This window comes from Streptomyces kronopolitis, from assembly GCF_050953795.1.
GTDB classification, from domain to species: Bacteria; Actinomycetota; Actinomycetes; order Streptomycetales; family Streptomycetaceae; genus Streptomyces; species Streptomyces kronopolitis_A.
This window is the reverse complement of sequence record NZ_CP191850.1, coordinates 59,227-77,150: the sequence shown is the minus strand read 5'-3', so window position 1 is coordinate 77,150 and position 17,924 is coordinate 59,227. Positions and strand designations below refer to the sequence as shown.

Here is a 17,924-nt window from a genome sequence, read left to right as displayed (position 1 = left end):
ACGGGGACGGACGGATGTGGACGGGCGGGAACCGGACGACTCCTCGGGCCGACCAACTCCACGGCCAGTAAGTCGGACTGTCGGTTCACCGAGTTCCCGGTGAATGCGGAGGAAAGCCGTGAACCCCATGAATTCCGAGCAGGGCACGACGCGCACGAAGGCCCCCGCGCAGGAGGACCGGCCCCCGCGCGCCGCATCCGGGCCGCCGCACTGCCCGTCCGAGCTGATCCCGCTGCGCGACCGGGTCGAACGGTTCGTCAGGGAACGGGTGATGCCCTGCGAGGCGGTCCTCGACGGCGGCGGCCCGGACGCCCGCAGAGCGCTGCGCACCCTCCAACAGGAGGCGAAGGCAGCCGGATTGTGGGCGCTGCCGCTCCCCGCCGAATTCGGTGGCCAGGGCATGCCGTTGGACCACTACGCACACCTCGCCGAGGCCGAGGGCGCCAGCGACCACGGCCCCGCCGCTCTCGGCTCGGCGCCGCTGCTCGACGTGCTGATGCTCGCCCGCCACGCAAGTGACCCGGTCCGCAAAGGACTTGTGCGGCGCCTCGTGTCCGGTGACCTGCGCACCTGTTACGCGATGACCGAACCCGAAACCCCCGGCACCGACCCCGCGCAGACCGCGACCCGCGCCGAGGCCGGCCCCGACGGCACCTGGACCCTGCACGGCCGCAAGTGGTTCATCTCGGGCGCCGGCGACGCCGACCTGGTCACCGTACTGGCCCGCACCGGCGGCACGGACGGCGACGAGGAGCTGTCCCTGCTGCTGGTGCCCACCACCGCGCCCGGCTTCCGGGTGCTGCGCGAACTGCCGGTCCTCGGCGCGGGCGGCCAGTGGGAGATCGCCCTCGACGGCGTCACCGTCCCGGGGGACCATCTGATCGGCGCCCGCGGCCAGGCCCTGCGGATCGCCGGGGAGCGACTGGGCCTGGGCCGCACCCTGCGCTGTCTGCGCTGGCTGGGACAGGCCGAGCGGGCCTTCGGCCTGATGTGCGCCCGGGCCCGCACCCGCACCCAGCGCTCCGGCCCGCTGGCCGACCGCCAACTCGTCCAGCAGCTGGTGTTCGACTCCCTGCTGGCCCTCCGCACCACCCGGCCGCTGGTCCACGAGGCGGTGGCCGAACTGGCGGCGGGCGGCTCCGCCCGGCTGGAGACCGGACTCGCCAAGGTCGCCGCGGCCCGGATGCTGCAACAGGTCACCGACGCCGCGATTCAGGTACACGGCGCGGCCGGCCTCGGGCCGGACACCGCACTGCCCGCGCTCTTCCGCACCGGCCGCACGGCCCGGCTGCTGGACGGCCCCGACGAGCTGCACATCGCCGCGGTGGCCCGCCGGGTGCTGCGCGACCACCCGGCGGACCCCGCCGTCACATCGTGTCCGGCGCCACCAGCCCGGTGAGCAGCGCCAGCCCCCACGCGAAGAAGAAGTCGCCCCAGACCAGCTCGTGGCTCGTGGCGAGAGCGCGGGAGGCGTCGTAGCAGCCGTCGCGCAGCGCGCCCGAGGGGGACAGGTGCGCCACGGTCAGCCGGTGCAGGATCCGCCGGCCCCGGTCCGCCAGCCGCCCGGCCTCGGCCCCGCGGTCCGCCGCCCGGGCGAGCGCGGCCAGCTTCAGCGCCGCCACCGCCTCGATCGCGGCGGCGGAGGTGTCCGGCGGCCCCGGCGACGGCCCCGCACCCGGCGGGCCGTCCTGGGCCGGCGGGACGAGCGCCGCACCGGGCGCCGTACGCAGCGCCACCAGCCGCCCGGCCGCCTCCCACAGCCCGCTCGCCGGGACGTGCGAGAGCCCGTCCGCGATCCCCAGCAACAGCCACCCCGCCGTACGGCTCCAGCCGGGCGCGGGCTCGGCGTATGCCGCCCAGGTCCCGTCCGGCAGCGCCTGCCAGGCCGGACGGGGCGGATCCTCGGCCAGACACAGCGCCAGATGCCGGGTCAGATGCCCGTGGGCGGCCTCCCGGCCACCACCCGGCGCCCCGGCCAGCAGCGGCACCAGCCCCGGCACCCCGTCCGCTCGGGCCAGCAGTCGCGGCCCCCCGAACGCGCCACCCCACGGCACCACGCCCCATTCCGGCTCGTACGCGGCGAGGCAGGCCCGCGCCGCCCGGTCCCGCAGCGCGGCCGCCGCCTCGTCGCCGCCCGGCCCGGCGGCCGCTGCCGTGCCGTACCAGAGCACCAACCCGCGGGTGGCGGTGTCCTGTTCGGCCCAGTGACCGAGCCGCCCGGTACAGCGTGCCGCCGCCGCCCGGTCCTTGGGGGCACCCGAGGACAGCGCCCGCAACCACAACAGCCCGGCCCAGCAGCCGCCCGTCCACGAACCCCGCGCCGTCGTCTTCCACACCCCGGAACGAGGATCCGCGTACAGCGGGAAGCGCGCCCCGACCTCGTGCGCCGTCACGGCCACCCGCTCCAGTACGGCCGCCAACGCCCGCCCGGCCCAGTCGGCTTCACCCCGCGCGGCGCCCGCCGCCCCCATCACGCCTCCCCCTGACAGCGCGACCTCAGCGGTACGGCCACCGCCGCGGCCGCCGCGAACTCCGCCGCCACCAGCAGCCAGCCCGGCCCGTACCCACACGCCGACACCAGCGCACCGAACAGCGGCGGACCGACCGCGAACCCGGCGAAGAACCCCGCCGACACCAGCGCCGAGTCCTGCCCCGCACGCCCCGGCGGCGCGCTCTGCAACACCAGCACCATCGACACCGCGTTCGCCGACACCGCGAACGCCCCGACCGCGACCGCGCCCGGCCACACCAGCAACGGCAGCACCAGCGCAAGCCCCAGCAGCAGTGCCGCACCCACCGCCCCGGCGGCCAGCAGACCGGGCAGTGCCCCCGCCCGCCCCGGCCGTCCCGCGGTGCGCGACCACCCCACCCGGCCCACGATGCCCGCCACCCCCAGGACCGCCACCAACGCGGCGGCCGCCGTCGGCGCCAGGCCCAGCCGCTGTGCACCGAACAGCGCCAGATAGGTGTTGACGGACGCGATGCCGCACCCGAGCAGCATCGAGAACCCCGCCAGCCGCCCGACCGCGCCACGGGTGAGCGACGCGGGGCGCGGGCCGTCGCCGGCCCGCGGCGGATCCGGCGGCAGGACGAGCGCCGCCCACCCCGAGGCCAGCGCCGCCGCACCGGCCGCCGTCCACACCGCACCGCGCCAGCCCACCCCCGCGGCCAGCAGCGACAACGGCAGCCCCGCCACGAAGGCACCGACCTGGACACCCGACTGCTTGAGCCCGGTGACCGCCCCGCGCCGTTCGGCCGGAAAAGCCGCCAGGATCACCTTGTTGGTCGCCGGATTGGCCAGCGCCTGCGCCAGCCCGCCCAGCGCCACCGCCGCGAGCAGCACCACGGCCCCCGGAGCGGCCCCGATCAGCGCCAGCGACACCGCGGCGAGCAGCAACAGCGCGACCAGACACCGCCGCGGCCCGACCCGGTCCACCAGACGCCCCGCCACCGGCGACAGCAGCGCCGCCGTACCGAACCCCGCCGTCGTGGTCAGACCCAGCACCGTACGGGAGATGCCCAACTCGCCGACCAGCCGCGGCCCGAGCGCGCCGATCAGAAACAGCTGCACCATGGAGAAGGCCATCGCGGACGTCAACAACACCGTCAGGCCGGGGCCGGAACTGGGGCCGCGGCCCGCGCCCGTCGGTTCGGTCATGCCTCCTCCCGGCCCGACGTCCGCCCACTCCCTGTTCCGCCGCACCTGCACCACACGCCTCCCGACCCTCCGGCCCCACCACGGGACCCGGCCCAGTCAGTCGTACGGGCCGGGCGGCCAGTTCCCCGACGAGGCGAGCGCCGCCGTCCTCGGCCCGCCAACTCCCCTTCCCTCACCGGTTCACCGACCGGCCTTGCCGCACCCGCGGCTTGTACACGCACCACACCGGACCCAGCCGCAACGCCCCGGCCGGAAGCGAGCAGATCCGGCCGATATCAGACGCGCACCCCGCCCAGGGAGCCTCGGCGCAGGTCAGGACGGAGATCCGGTCTGTCGAGCCGCTGCGACAGATGTTGTACGCACGTGAGCAACCCTGCCCGGACAACAGGCCGGAATGGCACCATGGCCGCCATGACAACCGGGCCGTTCCCACGCGCCGTACGCGCCGCGGCATTCGCGGCCGTCTGCGTGACGACAACGGCCCTCGGGCACGCGCTGATGGCCGCGGCACCGCTGCCGTGGTGGGCCGTGCTCGCCGCGTTCGGCGCGACGGGCCCGGTCGGATGGTGGCTGACCGGACGCGAACGCGGCGGTTCCCTCCTCACCGGAATCACGGTCCTCGCCCAACTCGGCCTGCACGCACTCTTCGACCTGTCGCAATCCGGCCTCTCCCACCACGTCCCGGGTGCCCAGGGCCTCGACGCCGTGCGCGGGATGACCGAGATGGCGGAGACGGCCGGGAGGGCGACGATGCCCGGCATGGTCACCATGCCCGGCTCGGTCACCGTGCCGGGCGCGGGACACGTCGACCCCACGGCGGCCGGGGCCCTGACCCACCCGGCGCACCTGGACATGACGCCGTCCGTCCACGGCTCCCTCGGCATGCTGCTCGCCCATACGCTGGCCGCGGTCCTCTGCGGGCTGTGGCTCTGGCGCGGCGAAGCAGCCGCGTTCCAACTCGCCCGCAGCTTCGCCGCGGCGCTCTTCGCCCCCTTGCTGCTGGTCCTGTGGACCCCGGCCCGCACCGGCCGGAAGCCGCCCGCTCGCCGGGCCACCACCGACGCGCCCGCCCTGGGCCCCAGCGGCACCCTCCTGCACCACGTCGTCTCCCGCAGAGGCCCACCCGCGCTCCCGGTCTGCTGCTGACCGCACGCCACCACCCCGCCGCGCGCCGCTCCGTGGAACCCCCAACCCCCTTGACTCCACAGCCGCGTTGACCCGGCGACCGGTGACGTGTGAAGCGCCGGCACACCCGCACGGCCGCCTTCCCGGCCTGCCCCGCCCGCGACATGCCGGCCCCTGCCCGCCGGCCCTCCGACCCGCCCACGGCGTGCCCGTACGACGCGACCCCACCGCGTCCGCCCCGCACGCCAGCCGTCGCCCCCGGCCTCGGCGCGGGCCACCGGAGTGCGCCGCACACCGACAGGGACCCCAGGGCTCCGCTCCGCCATGCCCTGATGCGGTCCCGCAGCCTCCGAAGGATGTCTCGCATGATTGCTGCCCCGACCGGGCCGTCCCCCTACAAGCGGACCGCCGTGCACGACGAGCAGGTGACCGGCCTGGCCCTGGCCGCCAGGAACGGCAACCCCGACGCCGTCGAACGCTTCGTCCGCGCCACCCACCGGGACATATGGCGGTTCGTGGCCCACCTGAGCGGGGACACCCACGCGGCCGACGACCTGGCGCAGGAGACCTTTCTGCGTGCCCTCACCGGCCTGCCGAAGTTCGCCGGCCGTTCCTGCGCGCGGACCTGGCTGTTGTCCATCGCCCGCCGGGTGGTGATCGACCGCTACCGCTCCGCCGCGGCCCGCCCCCGCATCGCCGACGTCAACGACTGGCAGGCGGTGGCGGAACACCGCCAGCCGAGCGGCCTGCCCGGCTTCGACGACGGCCTGGCCCTCGGCGAACTCCTCGACACCCTCGACCGCGAACGCCGGGAGGCCTTCGTCCTCACCCAACTGGTCGGCCTGCCCTACGCCGACGCCGCGGCCGTCGTCGGCTGCCCGGTCGGCACCGTCCGCTCCCGTGTCTCCCGCGCCCGCGCGGACCTCGCCGGATGGCTCAGGTCCGCCGAAACGTGTGCCCAGGGCCCTCGCCCGGCGATGGCGCAGTAACAGGGAACCCACTCGGCCATGCCGCTCGACGACGACTCGACGACGACTCGGCGAGGGATCGCGGAGCGCGCATGGGAGTGACGGTCCGGGAGTGCCTCGATGTCGAGGCACTCCCGGCGGCACCTACGACATCCCCTAGGTGAGCCCGGTCTCCGCCTTGCTGAACAGGACTCCCTCGGAGTAGAAGAACACCGCGTTGCTGCTCCCGTCGGCGCCGTAGCACGTCCAGGTCACGGGGTAGCGGCCGCCGGGTTCGGTTTCGCCGTCCTGCTGGCAGGTGCTGGCGTAGGTGCGGAGGAGCTTCTCGGTGCTGCCTGCTCTGATCTTCCGGTACTCGGCGAGCGTCAGCGGGTCACTGGCCACGGCGAACCCTTGATAGGCGCCGGCGATGACGAGGACGCCGAGGAGGGATCCGGCGGCTATCGCACTCTTCTTCACGGTGGGGTGTGTTCCTTCGAGGGGGTGGGGCGTGGGGGTGAGCCGATGAGGAGCCGAGCAGCCTCCCGGAGACGCGGCAGGCTCGCCTCACAGGGATTGTAAGACGACGCCCGGACCGCTCCGAGGACGTACAAGACCAGTGGCCCGGCGGAACATACCGCCGGGCCAACTGGCCTTGCCCACACGCACACAAGCGTCCCGCGCACCCTCCCACGGACCCCCCGCCGGGAATGACAGTCACAAGAACGCGAACGCCGTGAGGGATTCGACCGGTCCGCTGTCGGCGCTGCCCGGATGTGGCTACGCTGCTGCGCATGGATGCCAGGGACTCGGACCCCGCGGATCACGCTGAGAAGTGGCCACTACCTCCGCCTTGGATGTGGAGTTGCCAGGAGTGCACCGATCTCTACAAGGCGATGAAACAGGCTCCCGAAGTGGTGGACGCCGCCCGGGCGGAGAGCGAACCGGGGGTGGACTGTGACCCCTTCGACACCGTGGTTTCCTCGCAGATTCACCTCGCCCGCCATATCGCCACCCAGCACACCGCGGAGGTCCCCGCGATGGACCAGGGCTGCGACAGGTGCAAGTCCGACATGACGCGGGAGATGCCCGTCGTCCTCGTGCTGGAACACCGCGCCCGGCACGTCTTCGCCCCGCCCAGCATCGCCGGGCTGCTCTAGCCGGCACCGGCCGGGATGCCCCCGGCCGGTGCCGAACCGCCCTCCCCTCACCCCTCCGCGGGCAGCACGGAAAGCCTCGCCTTCATCTGCGCGAACGCGGTGGGGGACTGCCGCCGGCCGAGAAACTCCGTGATCTGCCGAGCGCAGTCGAGCGCGCTGGTACTCCCGGTGTCGCACTCGATGTCGTAGACGCCGTGCGCATGCACACGGTGGAACTGACGGGCGGCGAGCCCCGGCGGACGGTCCCCGCGGGCTCGCTCCCGTCGTTCCAGCTCCGCCAACGGACAGCGGACGCCGACGAGGACGACATCCTCGGGGCGGAACAGAGCGAGGCAGTCGTGAAGGCGCCACGGTTCGCTGAACAGGTGGTCCACGATGACGTTGTTGCCCGCCTCGGCCATTCCGGCCACCGCACGGTGATATCCGCTCCATGTGCGTCTGAGCATGGCGGCGATTTCGTCGGGGGAAGCTCCGGGCCGGACCGCATGGCGTGGAAGGCATCGACGGGCATGTGGAAGTACGTCTCACCGAGGAGGCGGAGTAGTTCCTTCGCAATGCTGGACTTACCGGAACTCGATGTGCCGTTCAGGAAGATGATGCGGCCGCCGACCGGCTGACCGGGTATCTCCGTACCGGCAGCGGGCCCGAACTCGGCCGCGGGGCTTGGCGTCGTGACTGCTCTCGCATGGTGTACGGGCTCCTGATCAGGTGAACTCCGATGTGCAGATCGACCGGCTCAAGGAGACCATGGCGTCGGCGTGATCCCAGTGCGTTTCTCCGTGCTGATGCCATTGCGGGGCGGACCATCGGTGGGTGGTCTTCCGTGCCGTCGCGAGGCGGAGCCGGTCGGCGTGGGACCGGTTGCTTTGCCGGCACCGGTCCCTGGAAAGCGCCGGGCCGGCCCGTCTGCAATTGCCCCGCCCCCTGCCGGGCGGGGTGGGGCGTCGGTATCAGGGTGCGGGGGCGAGCAGGTCCCGGGCCACCGCTGCGTCCCGGACCTCCTCGTAGAGGGCGGTGAGGGTGTCGCTCACCTGGACGCGCGGCAGTTGCAGGCGGTCGAGGGCGGCCGCGTCCGCGCCCACGTCCTGCCACCCCTGGCCGGTCAGCAGGCGCATGAGGGCCGGGTTGAGGCGGTCCACGCCACGGACGAGGCGGGCTTCGGGGGTGGCAGCCTCCTCGTGCTCGTGCCAGAGGCTCAGGAACTCGGTGCCGAGGCCGTCGGGCAGGGAGGCGAAGCGGCGCTGGGCGACCTCCTCCTCGATGCGGGCCTTCTCGTCGCCGTTCCGGGCACTCCAGGCCGAGGGGTCGCCCGCCTCGATTTCCACGAGGTCGTGCATCAGGCACATCTTGAGCATCTTTTCCAGGTCGAGCTTCCGGCCGCTCTCCCGCTCGAACTCGCGATGCAGGATCCAGCTGATGAGCGCCAGATGCCAGGAGTGTTCGGCCACGCTCTCCTTTCGATTGGGCGTGGCATTGTTGTGCCGTTCAACGTCTCGTAGTCGGGCGGTGAAAGAAATGAAGTCGAATACTTCGCGAAGGTTGTTTTCCATGCCGTATGTCCGTTCTCTTGTTGTTTCCGCCGTTGCGCCAGGGGGAGCCTCTGCGGAACGTAACACCGGTGGTGCCGGGGCCCGTTGGTTCAGGCCAGTGGGCGGCTCGGCCGTGTGCCTGCGAGGCGCGTCTGACCTGCCGCGGCTGTCTCAAAGCGAGCGTTGACCGGCGCTCCGGCCCGGTCCTAGATTCCTTCTGCACGCAACACCCCGTCAACAAGAGGAAAGCCCATGGCGAAGTTCTATGCGGAGTCCGAACTCGACGGAAAGTTGACTGGTTTTCGTTCACGCGGTCCGGCGACCCTGGCGGAATGCCTGGCGCCGGGAACGCTGTGGCAGCCGGTGTTTCAGATGACGGTTATGACGCACACGAAGAAGGGCCGCAGCGTATTGACAGGTACGCGTCGCGCCGACAGTAACCCGACCCACCCGAATGTCATCAGCACGCCCACCAGCATGCTGCCCCTGGAATTCGCGCGATGTTACGCAGAGGACCTCACCGCGTCGGCCGCCGAGACGGTGCCCGTCCATCTGACGGAACTGCGCGCCGACGACCTGCGGACCGTGCTCCGGTTACCCGAGACCGCGGCACGCGGCGTGATACCCGACCCGTCCTCCGCGCTCCCGTTTTTGGCGGGAGACCTGCTCGCCCGCAAGCTCGGCGGCGAGTCCGCCATGGAGGCCGCCTCCCGCGAAAAGCCCCTGGGCAGCTGCCGGTTCTCCATGGTGGGGGCCGGCTTCAGCTATGTCGCCGACCGGCCCACCGACGACCCCGAGAACCCCGAGCCGCTCTTCGAACCCCTGTTGATGTTCGGCGCGATCCTCGAACTCGACGATCCCGCGGTCATCCCGGAACACACTGCGTCGTACAAGGACCTCTGCTGGACCTCACCCGAGGACTACGCCGAGGGCGTCCGCACCAAGCGCATCGAGAGCTTCAACCCCAAGTTCCTCGACCGCGCGGACGAGGCGGACAGCGACTCGGTGACCGTCTGCGCCCGCGGACTGTGCCTGCAGACCACCCACAAGGTGCTCACCGACCTCGCGCCCGGCGCCGTCACCCCCGACCCCGCCACCGGCGCCCCGCGGTGACCGCCATGACCCACGCCCTCGACCCCGTACATTTCCGCGCCGACTTCCCGATCCTGCGCCGCACGGTCGGCGGCGGACAGCGGCTCGTCTATCTGGATTCCGGTGCGACGTCCCAGAAGCCCGTGCAGGTCCTCGACGCGGAACGGGCCTTCGCCGAGACCTCGAACGCCGCGGTGCACCGGGGAGCGCACCAGCTGGCCGAAGAGGCCACCGAGGCCTACGAACAGGCCCGTGAGCAGCTCGCGGCCTTCATCGGCGTCCACCCCGGAGAGGTGGTCTTCACCAAGAACGCCACCGAAGGCGTCAACCTCGTCGCCTACGCCCTGAGCAACGCCGCCACCTCCGGGGGCGCGGCCGCGCGTTTCCGCCTCGGCCCCGGCGACGAGATCGTGGTCACCGAGATGGAGCACCACGCCAACCTCGTGCCCTGGCAGGAGCTGTGCCGGCGCACCGGCGCCACTCTGCGCTGGCTCGGGGTGACCGACGAAGGGCGGCTCGATCTCTCGCGGCTGGACGAGGTGATCACGCCGCGCGCCCGGCTGGTGGCCTTCGCCCATCAGTCCAACGTGCTCGGCACCGTCAACCCGGTCCGGCAGATCGTGGACCGAGCGGCCGAGGTCGGCGCGCTCACCCTGCTGGACGCCTGCCAGTCCGTGCCGCACGCCGCGGTCGACTTCCACGCCTGCGGAGTGGACTTCGCGGTCTTCAGCGGCCACAAGATGCTCGGCCCCTCCGGCGTGGGCGTCCTCTACGGACGGCGCGCACTCCTGGAGGTCATGCCGCCCTTCCTCACCGGCGGTTCGATGATCGAGGTCGTCAGGATGACGGAGTCGACCTTCGCCCCGCCGCCCCAGCGGTTCGAGGCCGGCGTGCCCATGGTCTCCCAAGCGGTCGGACTGGCCGCGGCCGTGCGCTATCTGACTTCCGTCGGCATGCCGCGCATCACCGCGCACGAGCGGCTGCTGACCGAGGCGGCGCTCGGCACCCTGTCCGCGATCGACGGGGTACGGATCCTCGGCCCGACCACCGGCGACGATCGTGGCAGTGCCGTGTCCTTCGTCGTCGACGGGGTGCATCCGCACGATGTCAGCCAGGTCCTGGACGCCCACGGTGTGGCGGTCCGGGTCGGGCACCACTGTGCCTGGCCCCTCCACCGGCGGCTGGGCGTGCCGGCCAGCGTGCGCGCCAGCTTCTACCTCTACAACACGCTCGCGGACATCGAGCCGCTGGCCGCGGGGATCCGGGAGGCACAGGCGATGTTCGGTGCCACGGCGCCGGGACCGGAGCGGGACGGGGGGAGCGCGGCGTGCGCCTGACGGCAGAACACCAGGAGATCATCCTTGCCCACTACCGGGCCCCGCACCACAGCGGCCTCCGGGAGCCGTACGACGCCGAGATCCACCGGTTCAATCCCACCTGCGGGGACGAACTGACCCTGCGCGTACGCCGGGAAGGAGAAGGGGCGCGGGCGACCCTCGCGGACCTCTCGTACCAGGTGCAGGGCTGCTCGATCAGCCAGGCGTCCGTTTCGGTGATGACCGACCTGGTCCTCGGCCGTACCGCCGGTGAGGCCGAGGAGCTGCACACGGAGATCGTCACGCTGCTGCGGGCGCCGGTGCCGGAGTCCGGAGCCTGGCCGTCCCATCTGGGGGACGCCGCGGCGTTCCGCGACGTCGCCCGGCACCCGGCGCGGATCAAATGCGCACTGCTTTGCTGGAACGCCCTGCGACAGGCGCTGGCGTGACACGACGGACCGCACCGGGAGGTGATGCCGCGTCGACGACGCCCTGACCCCGCTCGTCCGGCCGCGGGTGCGCCGACCGGGCCGCTGGGGATGCCCTTGTTTCCTTGAGTTCTTCGGTTAAGTGCGGTGCCGGCCGGTTGCGGCCGGTCTGCCGGAGGGCCGGGGGCCGTCACGTCCGTGACGGCCCCCGGCCCCTTCGTGTGTTCCGGCGCGGGCCGGCCGTGCGGCGGGCGCACCGGCCGGGGCGCTCAGGCGTCGCGCCGGTTGACCAGGACCGTCGCGCCGATGAACGCGATCGCGGTGAAGGCCGCGAAGTGGCGCGCGCCCGCCGAGCGACCCGGTATGCGACCCGGTGTGCGACCTGAGAGGTACCCGGACGAGCCCCTGGGGGGACATCGCCCGGACGCCGCCGGGGGAGGGGACGGGTTTCGACCGGCCGAAAGCGGCAACCTGTGGGGCATGTCCAGACGCATACATGACAGAAGCAACGGGGCCGCGAAGGTGATCGTGGTCATCGCGGACTGCACCGCGGTGATTCTGGGGCTGTGGATCCTCTTCGCGCTGCTCGGCGCCAATCGCGCCAACGACCTGGTCAGCGCGGTGCACGACGCGTCCCTCTGGCTGGCCGGATGGTCCCACGACCTGTTCACCATGGACACGGCCTGGCTGCGGACCGTACTGAACTTCGGGCTGCCGGCCGTCGTCTACGTCCTCATCGGGCACTTTCTCGCCGCCCGGGTCCGCCGCGCCTGAGCCCCTACGGGGAGCAGGGGAGGGCCCGTCGGCGGGATGCCAGGGGGCCCTCCCGGGCGTCAGGGCCGGGTGATCTTCGCGGCGGTGTCGAGGAAAAAGGCATCGATGCTGTGCACGGCGCGGACGAAGTCGTCGAGGTTGACGGGCTTGGTCACATAGGCGTTGGCGTGCTGCCGATAGGCATCGTTGATGTCGTCGGGAGCCGCCGAGGTCGTCAGCACGACGACGGGGATGCTGCCCAGGTCGGTGTCGTCCTTGAGCACGGCGAGGAGTTCCCGGCCGTTCATGCGCGGCATGTTGAGGTCGAGCACGATCAGGTCGGGGCGTTCATTGGCCGGATCCCGCAGGTACTCCAGCGCGGCCACCCCGTCCACGGCCTGGTTGAGGGAACGGGCCATGCCGCGTTCGACCAGCGCGTCCTCGATGAGCATGGCGTCGGCGGGGTCGTCCTCCACGAGCAGGACGCTGTAGGGGCGGTCGGACGTCAACGCGTTCATGGTGGAGCTCCCGTGATCGGGGGTGGGAAGAGGGCGTGAAGCGGGGCGGGAGGTGAAGACCAGACCGGGCCAGCGGCGCCGGGCGCCCTGGCGGCTGATGCCCCACGCCTGCCCCAGCTGGGGGTAGTTGGCGCCGTTCTCGGCGGCCTCCTGCGCCAGTTGCCGGGCGCAGCGGCCGACGGCACGGTCCAGGCAGGCGAGGGCGTGCAGCCGGGCCAGGGCCGGATTGCCGTCCGCCGACGGTCCGGGCTCCGCGGTTGCGTCGTCGTGCTCCGCCCCGGGAGCGGGGTGGAGGCCGTGCCGGGCGAGCTCGTCCGCGAGCTGATGCACCGCCCGTTCGGCGAGCTCTGTCATCCGTTCGTGTTCAGCGGGGACGGGGAGCTGCTCGCGGTCCATGGCGCGACCCTACGGCGGCTCTTGCCATCTCGACAACCTTTGTTGTCGACGCTCTGTACTCTATGGCTGCTTGTGCCCACACATCTTCGCCTCATTCGGGGCGGGAGCGCAGAGAGCAGGCGTGATGAGTCAGCAACTCCCGCACGGTGAAGGCCCCGGGCAGACCGACGAGCCCGGCCACGCGGCCGCCGCCGGTCCGCCGCGGCGGCCGGCCCGCGCGGGCTCGCGGTGGACCACCCGCCGTGCGCTGAACGTCAGCGTGGCCGTGGTGATGGTGGCGCTGGTGCTCCTCGGCGGCGGAGGCGCCTGGGTCCACGCGCGTGCCACGGACGCCACCGGCCGACTCGTCGACCGCTCCAGCCCGGCCCTGATCGCCGCGGCCGGCCTGGAGAACGCGCTGGTCAACCAGGAGACCGGCATCCGCGGCTACGGGCTCACCGGCCGGCGGCAGTTCCTGGACCCGTACCACGACGGGCTCACCCAGCAGCAGGCCACCACCGGCCGCCTGCGCACCCTCCTCGGGCACGACGGGCCGGCCGCGCAGGACCTCGCGCGCGTCCTGGACCGCACCGAGGTCTGGCAGCGGGAGTTCGCCCGGCCCGTCGCCGCCGCCCCGAGCGGCGGCCCCGTCCGCCTCGCTCTCCGGGACGCGGGGGCCGGGCTGCAAAGCTTCGACGCCGTCCGCGCCGCGCTCGGGACCCAGCAGCGTCATCTGGAGCACGAACGCGCCCAGGCACGGGCCGAACTGCACGATGTGGCGGTGCTCCAGAACTGGATCTTCACGGGCCTCGCCGCCGTGGTGTTCGTGATGCTGGTGCTCGCCGTGCTCGGCCTGCGGCGCGGTGTGACCGCACCGCTCGGCAAGCTGTCCGCCGACGTCCGTGCCGCGGCCCGCGGCGACTTCCGCAGGCCGGTGCAGGGCAGCGGACCGGCCGACCTGCGCGCCCTCGCCTCCGACATCGAGGGCATGCGCCGGCGCCTCGTCGACGAGCTGGCCTTCAGCGACGAGGCCCGGGCACAACTGGACGCCCAGGCAACCGAGTTGCAGCGCTCCAACAGCGAACTGGAACAGTTCGCCTACGTCGCCTCGCATGACCTCCAGGAACCGCTGCGCAAGGTGGCCAGCTTCTGCCAACTGCTCCAGCGCCGCAACGCGACCCAACTCGACGACCGGGCCCAGCAGTACATCGCCTTCGCGGTGGACGGCGCCAACCGCATGCAGGCACTCATCAACGACCTGCTCGCCTTCTCCCGGGTCGGACGGGTGCACGCCGAGCACACCGACGTCGACCTGGAGCAGCTCTTCGGCCAGGTACACGAGTCCCTGAGCATCGCCATCGAGGAGTCGGCCGCCACCGTCACCCACGACCCGCTGCCCACGGTCCCCGGCGACACCACGCAGCTCGGGATGCTGCTGCAGAACCTCCTGAGCAACGCCCTCAAGTTCCGCTCACCCGACCGGCCCCCCGCCATCCACCTCTCGGCCCGCCGCTCGGACGGCTCCTGGCACTTCGCGGTCGACGACAACGGCATCGGCATCGACCCCGCCTACAGCGACAAGATCTTCGTCATCTTCCAGCGCCTCCACACCCGGGAGACCTACCCGGGCACCGGCATCGGCCTGGCCCTGTGCAAGAAGGTCGTCGAGTACCACGGCGGCACCATCGCCGTCGACCACGACCACACTCCCGGTACCCGCATCACCTTCACCCTGGCCGAGCACGCCCCCGTGATCCCGGCCCCGGAAACCACCGAGCCCACCCTCCAGAGGGAAGTGACCGCGCCATGACCACACCCGCCGCCGCGCCGCTCCCCGCCATCCCGACGCAGAACGCGGACGGCGCCGGCGTCGTCCTCCTGGTCGAGGACGACGCCGGCGACGCCCTGCTGGTGGAGGAGTACCTCCAGGACACCGCACTGACCGTCAGTCTCACCTGGGTGCAGACCTTCGGCGAGGCACGCGGCTACCTGGCCGGCCGCACCCCGGACTGCGTCCTGCTCGACCTCCACCTCCCGGACGCCTCGGGAACCGCCGCCGTCCAGAGCATGCAGAGCCTGTGCCCCGACGCGGCCGTCATCGTCCTCACCGGCCTCGACGAGACCCGCGCCGGTATCGAAGCCGTCGCCGCGGGCGCCCAGGACTACCTGCCCAAGGGCCGCGTCACCCCCGAACTCCTCGAACGCGCCATCCGCTACGCCCTGCACCGCAAGAACACCGAACGCGCCACCGCGCGGCTGCGGGAGAACGAACTGCGCGCCCAGGAGAACGCCCGCCTGGAACGCGGCCTGCTGCCCGCCCCGCTGTTGCGCTCCACCGACGTGCTCACCAGCACCTGCTACCTGCCCGGCCGCAAGAACGCCCTGCTCGGCGGCGACTTCCTGGACATCGTCCAGACCCCGGACGGACTGCTGCACGCCGTCATAGGGGACGTCAGCGGACACGGCCCGGACGCCGCCGCGCTCGGCGTCTGCCTGCGCATCACCTGGCGCTCCCTCATCCTCGGCGGACACCGCGACACCGAGCTGCTGGGGATCATGGAGCAGGTGCTGGTCGCCGAGCGCAGCACCCCGGAGATGTTCGCGACCTGCGCGATCCTCACCCTCGACCCCCCACATCACCGCGCCACGGTGACCCTCGCCGGCCACGACGAACCGCTGCTGATCCCACCCACCGGAGCCGCCCGTCCCGTCGAGGCCCGCCACGGCATCGCCCTGGGCATGCTCCCCGGCCACGACTCCTGGCACCCCACCCACTGCACCCTGCCCCCGCGCGCCACCCTGCTCATGCACACCGACGGGCTGGTCGAGGGCCACACCATCGGCAGCGGCCGCCACCGCCTGGGCACCGATGGCCTGCTCCGGATCATCGAGGCCGGCCGGCATCTGCCGCCACCGGACCTGATCGACCACCTCACCGGCACCGCCCGCTCCCTCGACGCCGGCCGGCACACCGACGACCTGGCCGTCCTCGTGCTCAGCTGGAACCGCTGACCGGCGGCGGGGCGACCCGCGCGGGCGGCGCGACGCCCCGGCCGTAGGAGCCGCCACGGCTGCGGGGGGGGGCGGCGCCCCGCGGCCGTGGGCGGCGCCGCACCCCGCGCCGCCCCCTCAGTCCTTCGTGTGCCGGGGCATCCGCTCCAGCAGCCCCCGCAGGTCATCGGCGTGCTCCTCCTCCTTGGCGAGCAGGTCCTCGAACACCCGCCGGGTCGTCGGATCGCCGTCACCCAGCCACTTCGCGATCTCCGTGTACGAGGCGATCGCCACCCGCTCGGCGATCAGATCCTCCTTGATCATCTCGACCAGGTCCGCGCTGGCGTCGTACCCCGCATGCGCCCGCCGCGTCAGCGTGTCCGGGTTGAAGTCGGGCTCCCCGCCGAGCTGGACGATGCGCTGCGCCACCTTGTCGGCGTGCTGCTGCTCCTCCGCGGCGTGCTCCAGGAACTCGGCCGCGACCGGCTCCGAGTAGAGTCCGGACGCCGTGTAGTAGTGCCGCCGGTAGCGCAGCGTGCACACGATCTCGGTGGCCAGCGCCTCGTTCAGCACCTGCAGGACGCGCTCCAGGTCGGCCCCGTAGGCATCGGTGACCGGCCCCTTCTCGATCTCGCGGCGGGCCCGTTCTCTGAGGGTTTCGACGTCGGTCAGGAATTCAGCCATGGCTCTCTTCCGTTTCGGTTCGGCCGGGTTGCACCAAGGCACTGTCCCCGGCCGCCGTCCGGTGGCCGGAGCAGGCGCGCTGTCGTGCCCCGGCGCACCACCCCGCCGGACGCAGGAGCGGCACCGGACGCCGCGGACGGACGACCGGCGCCACCCACTCGCCGGACCGCGGATGCCCGCCACGCAGGAGGAATGGCGCAGGCAACGAGGGGCATCCGTGCTGGGGGCCGGAGTTCCGGCCGGGGAGGAGAAAGGCCACAGATGAGCGAGGACGCGGCACGGGAGCCGTCCGAACCGACGCCCGGCGGGCGCGACGGGGAGACCAAAAAGACCGTGTGGGTCGCCCTCGCGGCCAACCTCGGGATCGCGGTCGCCAAAACCGTCGGGGGAGCGGTGGCCGGCTCGCCCGCCCTGCTCTCCGAGGCGGCGCACTCGGTGGCGGACAGCCTCAATGAGATCTTCCTGCTGGCCGCGCTGAAGCGCAGCGAACGCCCCGCGGACCATCTGCACCCCTTCGGCTACGGCAAGGAGCGCTTCTTCTGGTCCCTGCTCGCGGCCGTCGGCATCTTCGTGACGGGCGGCTGCTTCTCCTTCTTCCAGGGCATCGAGGCCTTCCACGCCCAAGAGGCGGAATCCCACCAGGGATACCTCATCGGCCTCATCGTCCTGGCCGTCGCGATGCTCGCCGAGGGAACGTCGCTGATCCGGGCCCTGTCCCAGGTGCGGACGCAGGCCAGGGCCCACCACCGCAGCATGCTGGGCGAGATCAAGAACACCGAGGACCCGGCCCTGCGCACCGTCCTGGCGGAGGACAGCACCGCATGCCTCGGCGTCCTGCTCGCCCTCGCCGGCATGGCACTCCACATGGCCACCGGCAACGGCGCCTACGAGGCCTGGGCCTCGCTGCTGATCGGCGCCCTGCTGGTGCACGTCGCCTTCATGCTCGGCAAGAGCGCCCGGGCCCAGCTGATCGGCGAGGCCGCAGCCCCCGAACTCCAGCAGCAGGTCATCACCTTCCTGCACGACCGGCCGGAGATCGACACCGTCACCACGGCCATGACCATGCAACTCGGGCCGGAATCGGTGATGCTGGCGGCGCGCATCGACCTGGTGGCCGGGCTCGACAGCGAACTGGTCGAAGAGGCGCTGGTGCGGACGAAGAAGGAACTCCGCACCCGCTTTCCGCAGCTCGACCAGATGTTCCTCGATGTCACGGACGCGTCCACCGCCGACCGGGCACGCGCCGTGCGGGCCCGGCAGCGGCTGGACGACGTGGTGGAACGGCGCCGGCAGGCGGACGGCGTGTAGGCCGGCCCGCCGGGGTGCCCGCCCGCCGGGGTGCCCGCCC

Annotated in this window: 17 protein-coding genes and 1 pseudogene; 11 read left to right on the top strand and 7 right to left on the bottom strand. The window is 72.5% G+C overall.

Going from position 1 to position 17,924, the window contains the following annotated elements:
• Positions 1 to 127 precede the first annotated feature (127 nt).
• A complete protein-coding gene (locus ACQP17_RS00360) occupies positions 128 to 1,399 on the top strand; it encodes an acyl-CoA dehydrogenase family protein (RefSeq protein WP_433854337.1) in 1,272 nt (423 codons plus the stop codon).
• On the opposite strand, the gene ACQP17_RS00355 is transcribed toward ACQP17_RS00360, so the two are convergent.
• Positions 1,368 to 2,471: a sugar ABC transporter permease gene (locus tag ACQP17_RS00355; RefSeq protein ID WP_433854336.1), complete on the bottom strand. Its 1,104-nt coding sequence runs from the start codon at positions 2,469 to 2,471 to the stop codon at positions 1,368 to 1,370. The genes ACQP17_RS00360 and ACQP17_RS00355 overlap by 32 nt on opposite strands.
• Entirely contained in the window at positions 2,471 to 3,658 is a 1,188-nt protein-coding gene (locus ACQP17_RS00350; protein ID WP_433854335.1) for an MFS transporter, read from the bottom strand. The genes ACQP17_RS00355 and ACQP17_RS00350 overlap by 1 nt, the downstream gene beginning before the upstream one ends.
• A gap of 411 nt (positions 3,659 to 4,069) precedes the next feature.
• Here ACQP17_RS00350 and ACQP17_RS00345 point away from each other — a divergent pair, with 411 nt between their 5' ends.
• On the top strand, positions 4,070 to 4,804 hold the full coding sequence (locus ACQP17_RS00345; protein ID WP_433854334.1) for a hypothetical protein: 735 nt from the start codon (positions 4,070 to 4,072) through the stop codon (positions 4,802 to 4,804).
• A 344-nt stretch (positions 4,805 to 5,148) separates the two neighbouring features.
• Positions 5,149 to 5,772: a sigma-70 family RNA polymerase sigma factor gene (locus ACQP17_RS00340; RefSeq protein WP_433854333.1), complete on the top strand. Its 624-nt coding sequence runs from the start codon at positions 5,149 to 5,151 to the stop codon at positions 5,770 to 5,772.
• Positions 5,773 to 5,907: 135 nt separating this feature from the next.
• On the opposite strand, the gene ACQP17_RS00335 is transcribed toward ACQP17_RS00340, so the two are convergent.
• A complete protein-coding gene (locus ACQP17_RS00335) occupies positions 5,908 to 6,210 on the bottom strand; it encodes a hypothetical protein (protein ID WP_433854332.1) in 303 nt (100 codons plus the stop codon).
• A gap of 314 nt (positions 6,211 to 6,524) precedes the next feature.
• Between ACQP17_RS00335 and ACQP17_RS00330 the strand changes: the two genes are divergently transcribed.
• Positions 6,525 to 6,890, top strand: a complete 366-nt coding sequence (locus ACQP17_RS00330) for a hypothetical protein (RefSeq protein ID WP_364878588.1) — start codon at positions 6,525 to 6,527, stop codon at positions 6,888 to 6,890.
• Positions 6,891 to 6,937: 47 nt separating this feature from the next.
• Here ACQP17_RS00330 and ACQP17_RS00325 read toward each other — a convergent pair.
• Positions 6,938 to 7,446, bottom strand: a pseudogene (locus ACQP17_RS00325) (chloramphenicol phosphotransferase CPT family protein).
• A 394-nt stretch (positions 7,447 to 7,840) separates the two neighbouring features.
• Complete coding sequence (locus tag ACQP17_RS00320; RefSeq protein ID WP_433854331.1) at positions 7,841 to 8,440, bottom strand: HD domain-containing protein; 600 nt, start codon at positions 8,438 to 8,440, stop codon at positions 7,841 to 7,843.
• Positions 8,441 to 8,800: 360 nt separating this feature from the next.
• Here ACQP17_RS00320 and ACQP17_RS00315 point away from each other — a divergent pair, with 360 nt between their 5' ends.
• The 4 genes from ACQP17_RS00315 to ACQP17_RS00300 all read left to right on the top strand — a co-directional run bounded on the left by ACQP17_RS00315 (position 8,801) and on the right by ACQP17_RS00300 (position 12,029).
• Entirely contained in the window at positions 8,801 to 9,532 is a 732-nt protein-coding gene (locus ACQP17_RS00315; protein WP_433854330.1) for a hypothetical protein, read from the top strand.
• Positions 9,533 to 9,537: 5 nt separating this feature from the next.
• A complete protein-coding gene (locus tag ACQP17_RS00310; protein ID WP_433854329.1) occupies positions 9,538 to 10,848 on the top strand; it encodes a cysteine desulfurase in 1,311 nt (436 codons plus the stop codon).
• Positions 10,839 to 11,276, top strand: coding sequence for a Fe-S cluster assembly sulfur transfer protein SufU (gene sufU / locus ACQP17_RS00305; protein ID WP_433854328.1), 438 nt, complete (start codon positions 10,839 to 10,841; stop codon positions 11,274 to 11,276). Before ACQP17_RS00310 ends, sufU begins: the two co-directional genes overlap by 10 nt.
• Before the next feature lie 459 nt (positions 11,277 to 11,735).
• Positions 11,736 to 12,029, top strand: coding sequence for a hypothetical protein (locus ACQP17_RS00300; RefSeq protein WP_364878572.1), 294 nt, complete (start codon positions 11,736 to 11,738; stop codon positions 12,027 to 12,029).
• 59 nt (positions 12,030 to 12,088) lie between these two features.
• Here the strand turns inward: ACQP17_RS00300 and ACQP17_RS00295 are convergent, their stop codons facing one another.
• Positions 12,089 to 12,922, bottom strand: a complete 834-nt coding sequence (locus ACQP17_RS00295; protein ID WP_433854327.1) for a response regulator — start codon at positions 12,920 to 12,922, stop codon at positions 12,089 to 12,091.
• Positions 12,923 to 13,046: 124 nt separating this feature from the next.
• Here ACQP17_RS00295 and ACQP17_RS00290 point away from each other — a divergent pair, with 124 nt between their 5' ends.
• Together ACQP17_RS00290 and ACQP17_RS00285 are read left to right on the top strand one after the other, a co-directional pair.
• Positions 13,047 to 14,711: a sensor histidine kinase gene (locus tag ACQP17_RS00290; protein ID WP_433854326.1), complete on the top strand. Its 1,665-nt coding sequence runs from the start codon at positions 13,047 to 13,049 to the stop codon at positions 14,709 to 14,711.
• On the top strand, positions 14,708 to 15,913 hold the full coding sequence (locus ACQP17_RS00285) for a PP2C family protein-serine/threonine phosphatase (protein WP_433854325.1): 1,206 nt from the start codon (positions 14,708 to 14,710) through the stop codon (positions 15,911 to 15,913). Before ACQP17_RS00290 ends, ACQP17_RS00285 begins: the two co-directional genes overlap by 4 nt.
• 117 nt (positions 15,914 to 16,030) lie before the next feature.
• On the opposite strand, the gene ACQP17_RS00280 is transcribed toward ACQP17_RS00285, so the two are convergent.
• Complete coding sequence (locus ACQP17_RS00280) at positions 16,031 to 16,576, bottom strand: ferritin-like domain-containing protein (protein ID WP_433854324.1); 546 nt, start codon at positions 16,574 to 16,576, stop codon at positions 16,031 to 16,033.
• A gap of 261 nt (positions 16,577 to 16,837) precedes the next feature.
• Between ACQP17_RS00280 and ACQP17_RS00275 the strand changes: the two genes are divergently transcribed.
• A complete protein-coding gene (locus ACQP17_RS00275; protein ID WP_433854323.1) occupies positions 16,838 to 17,884 on the top strand; it encodes a cation diffusion facilitator family transporter in 1,047 nt (348 codons plus the stop codon).
• Positions 17,885 to 17,924 lie beyond the last annotated feature (40 nt).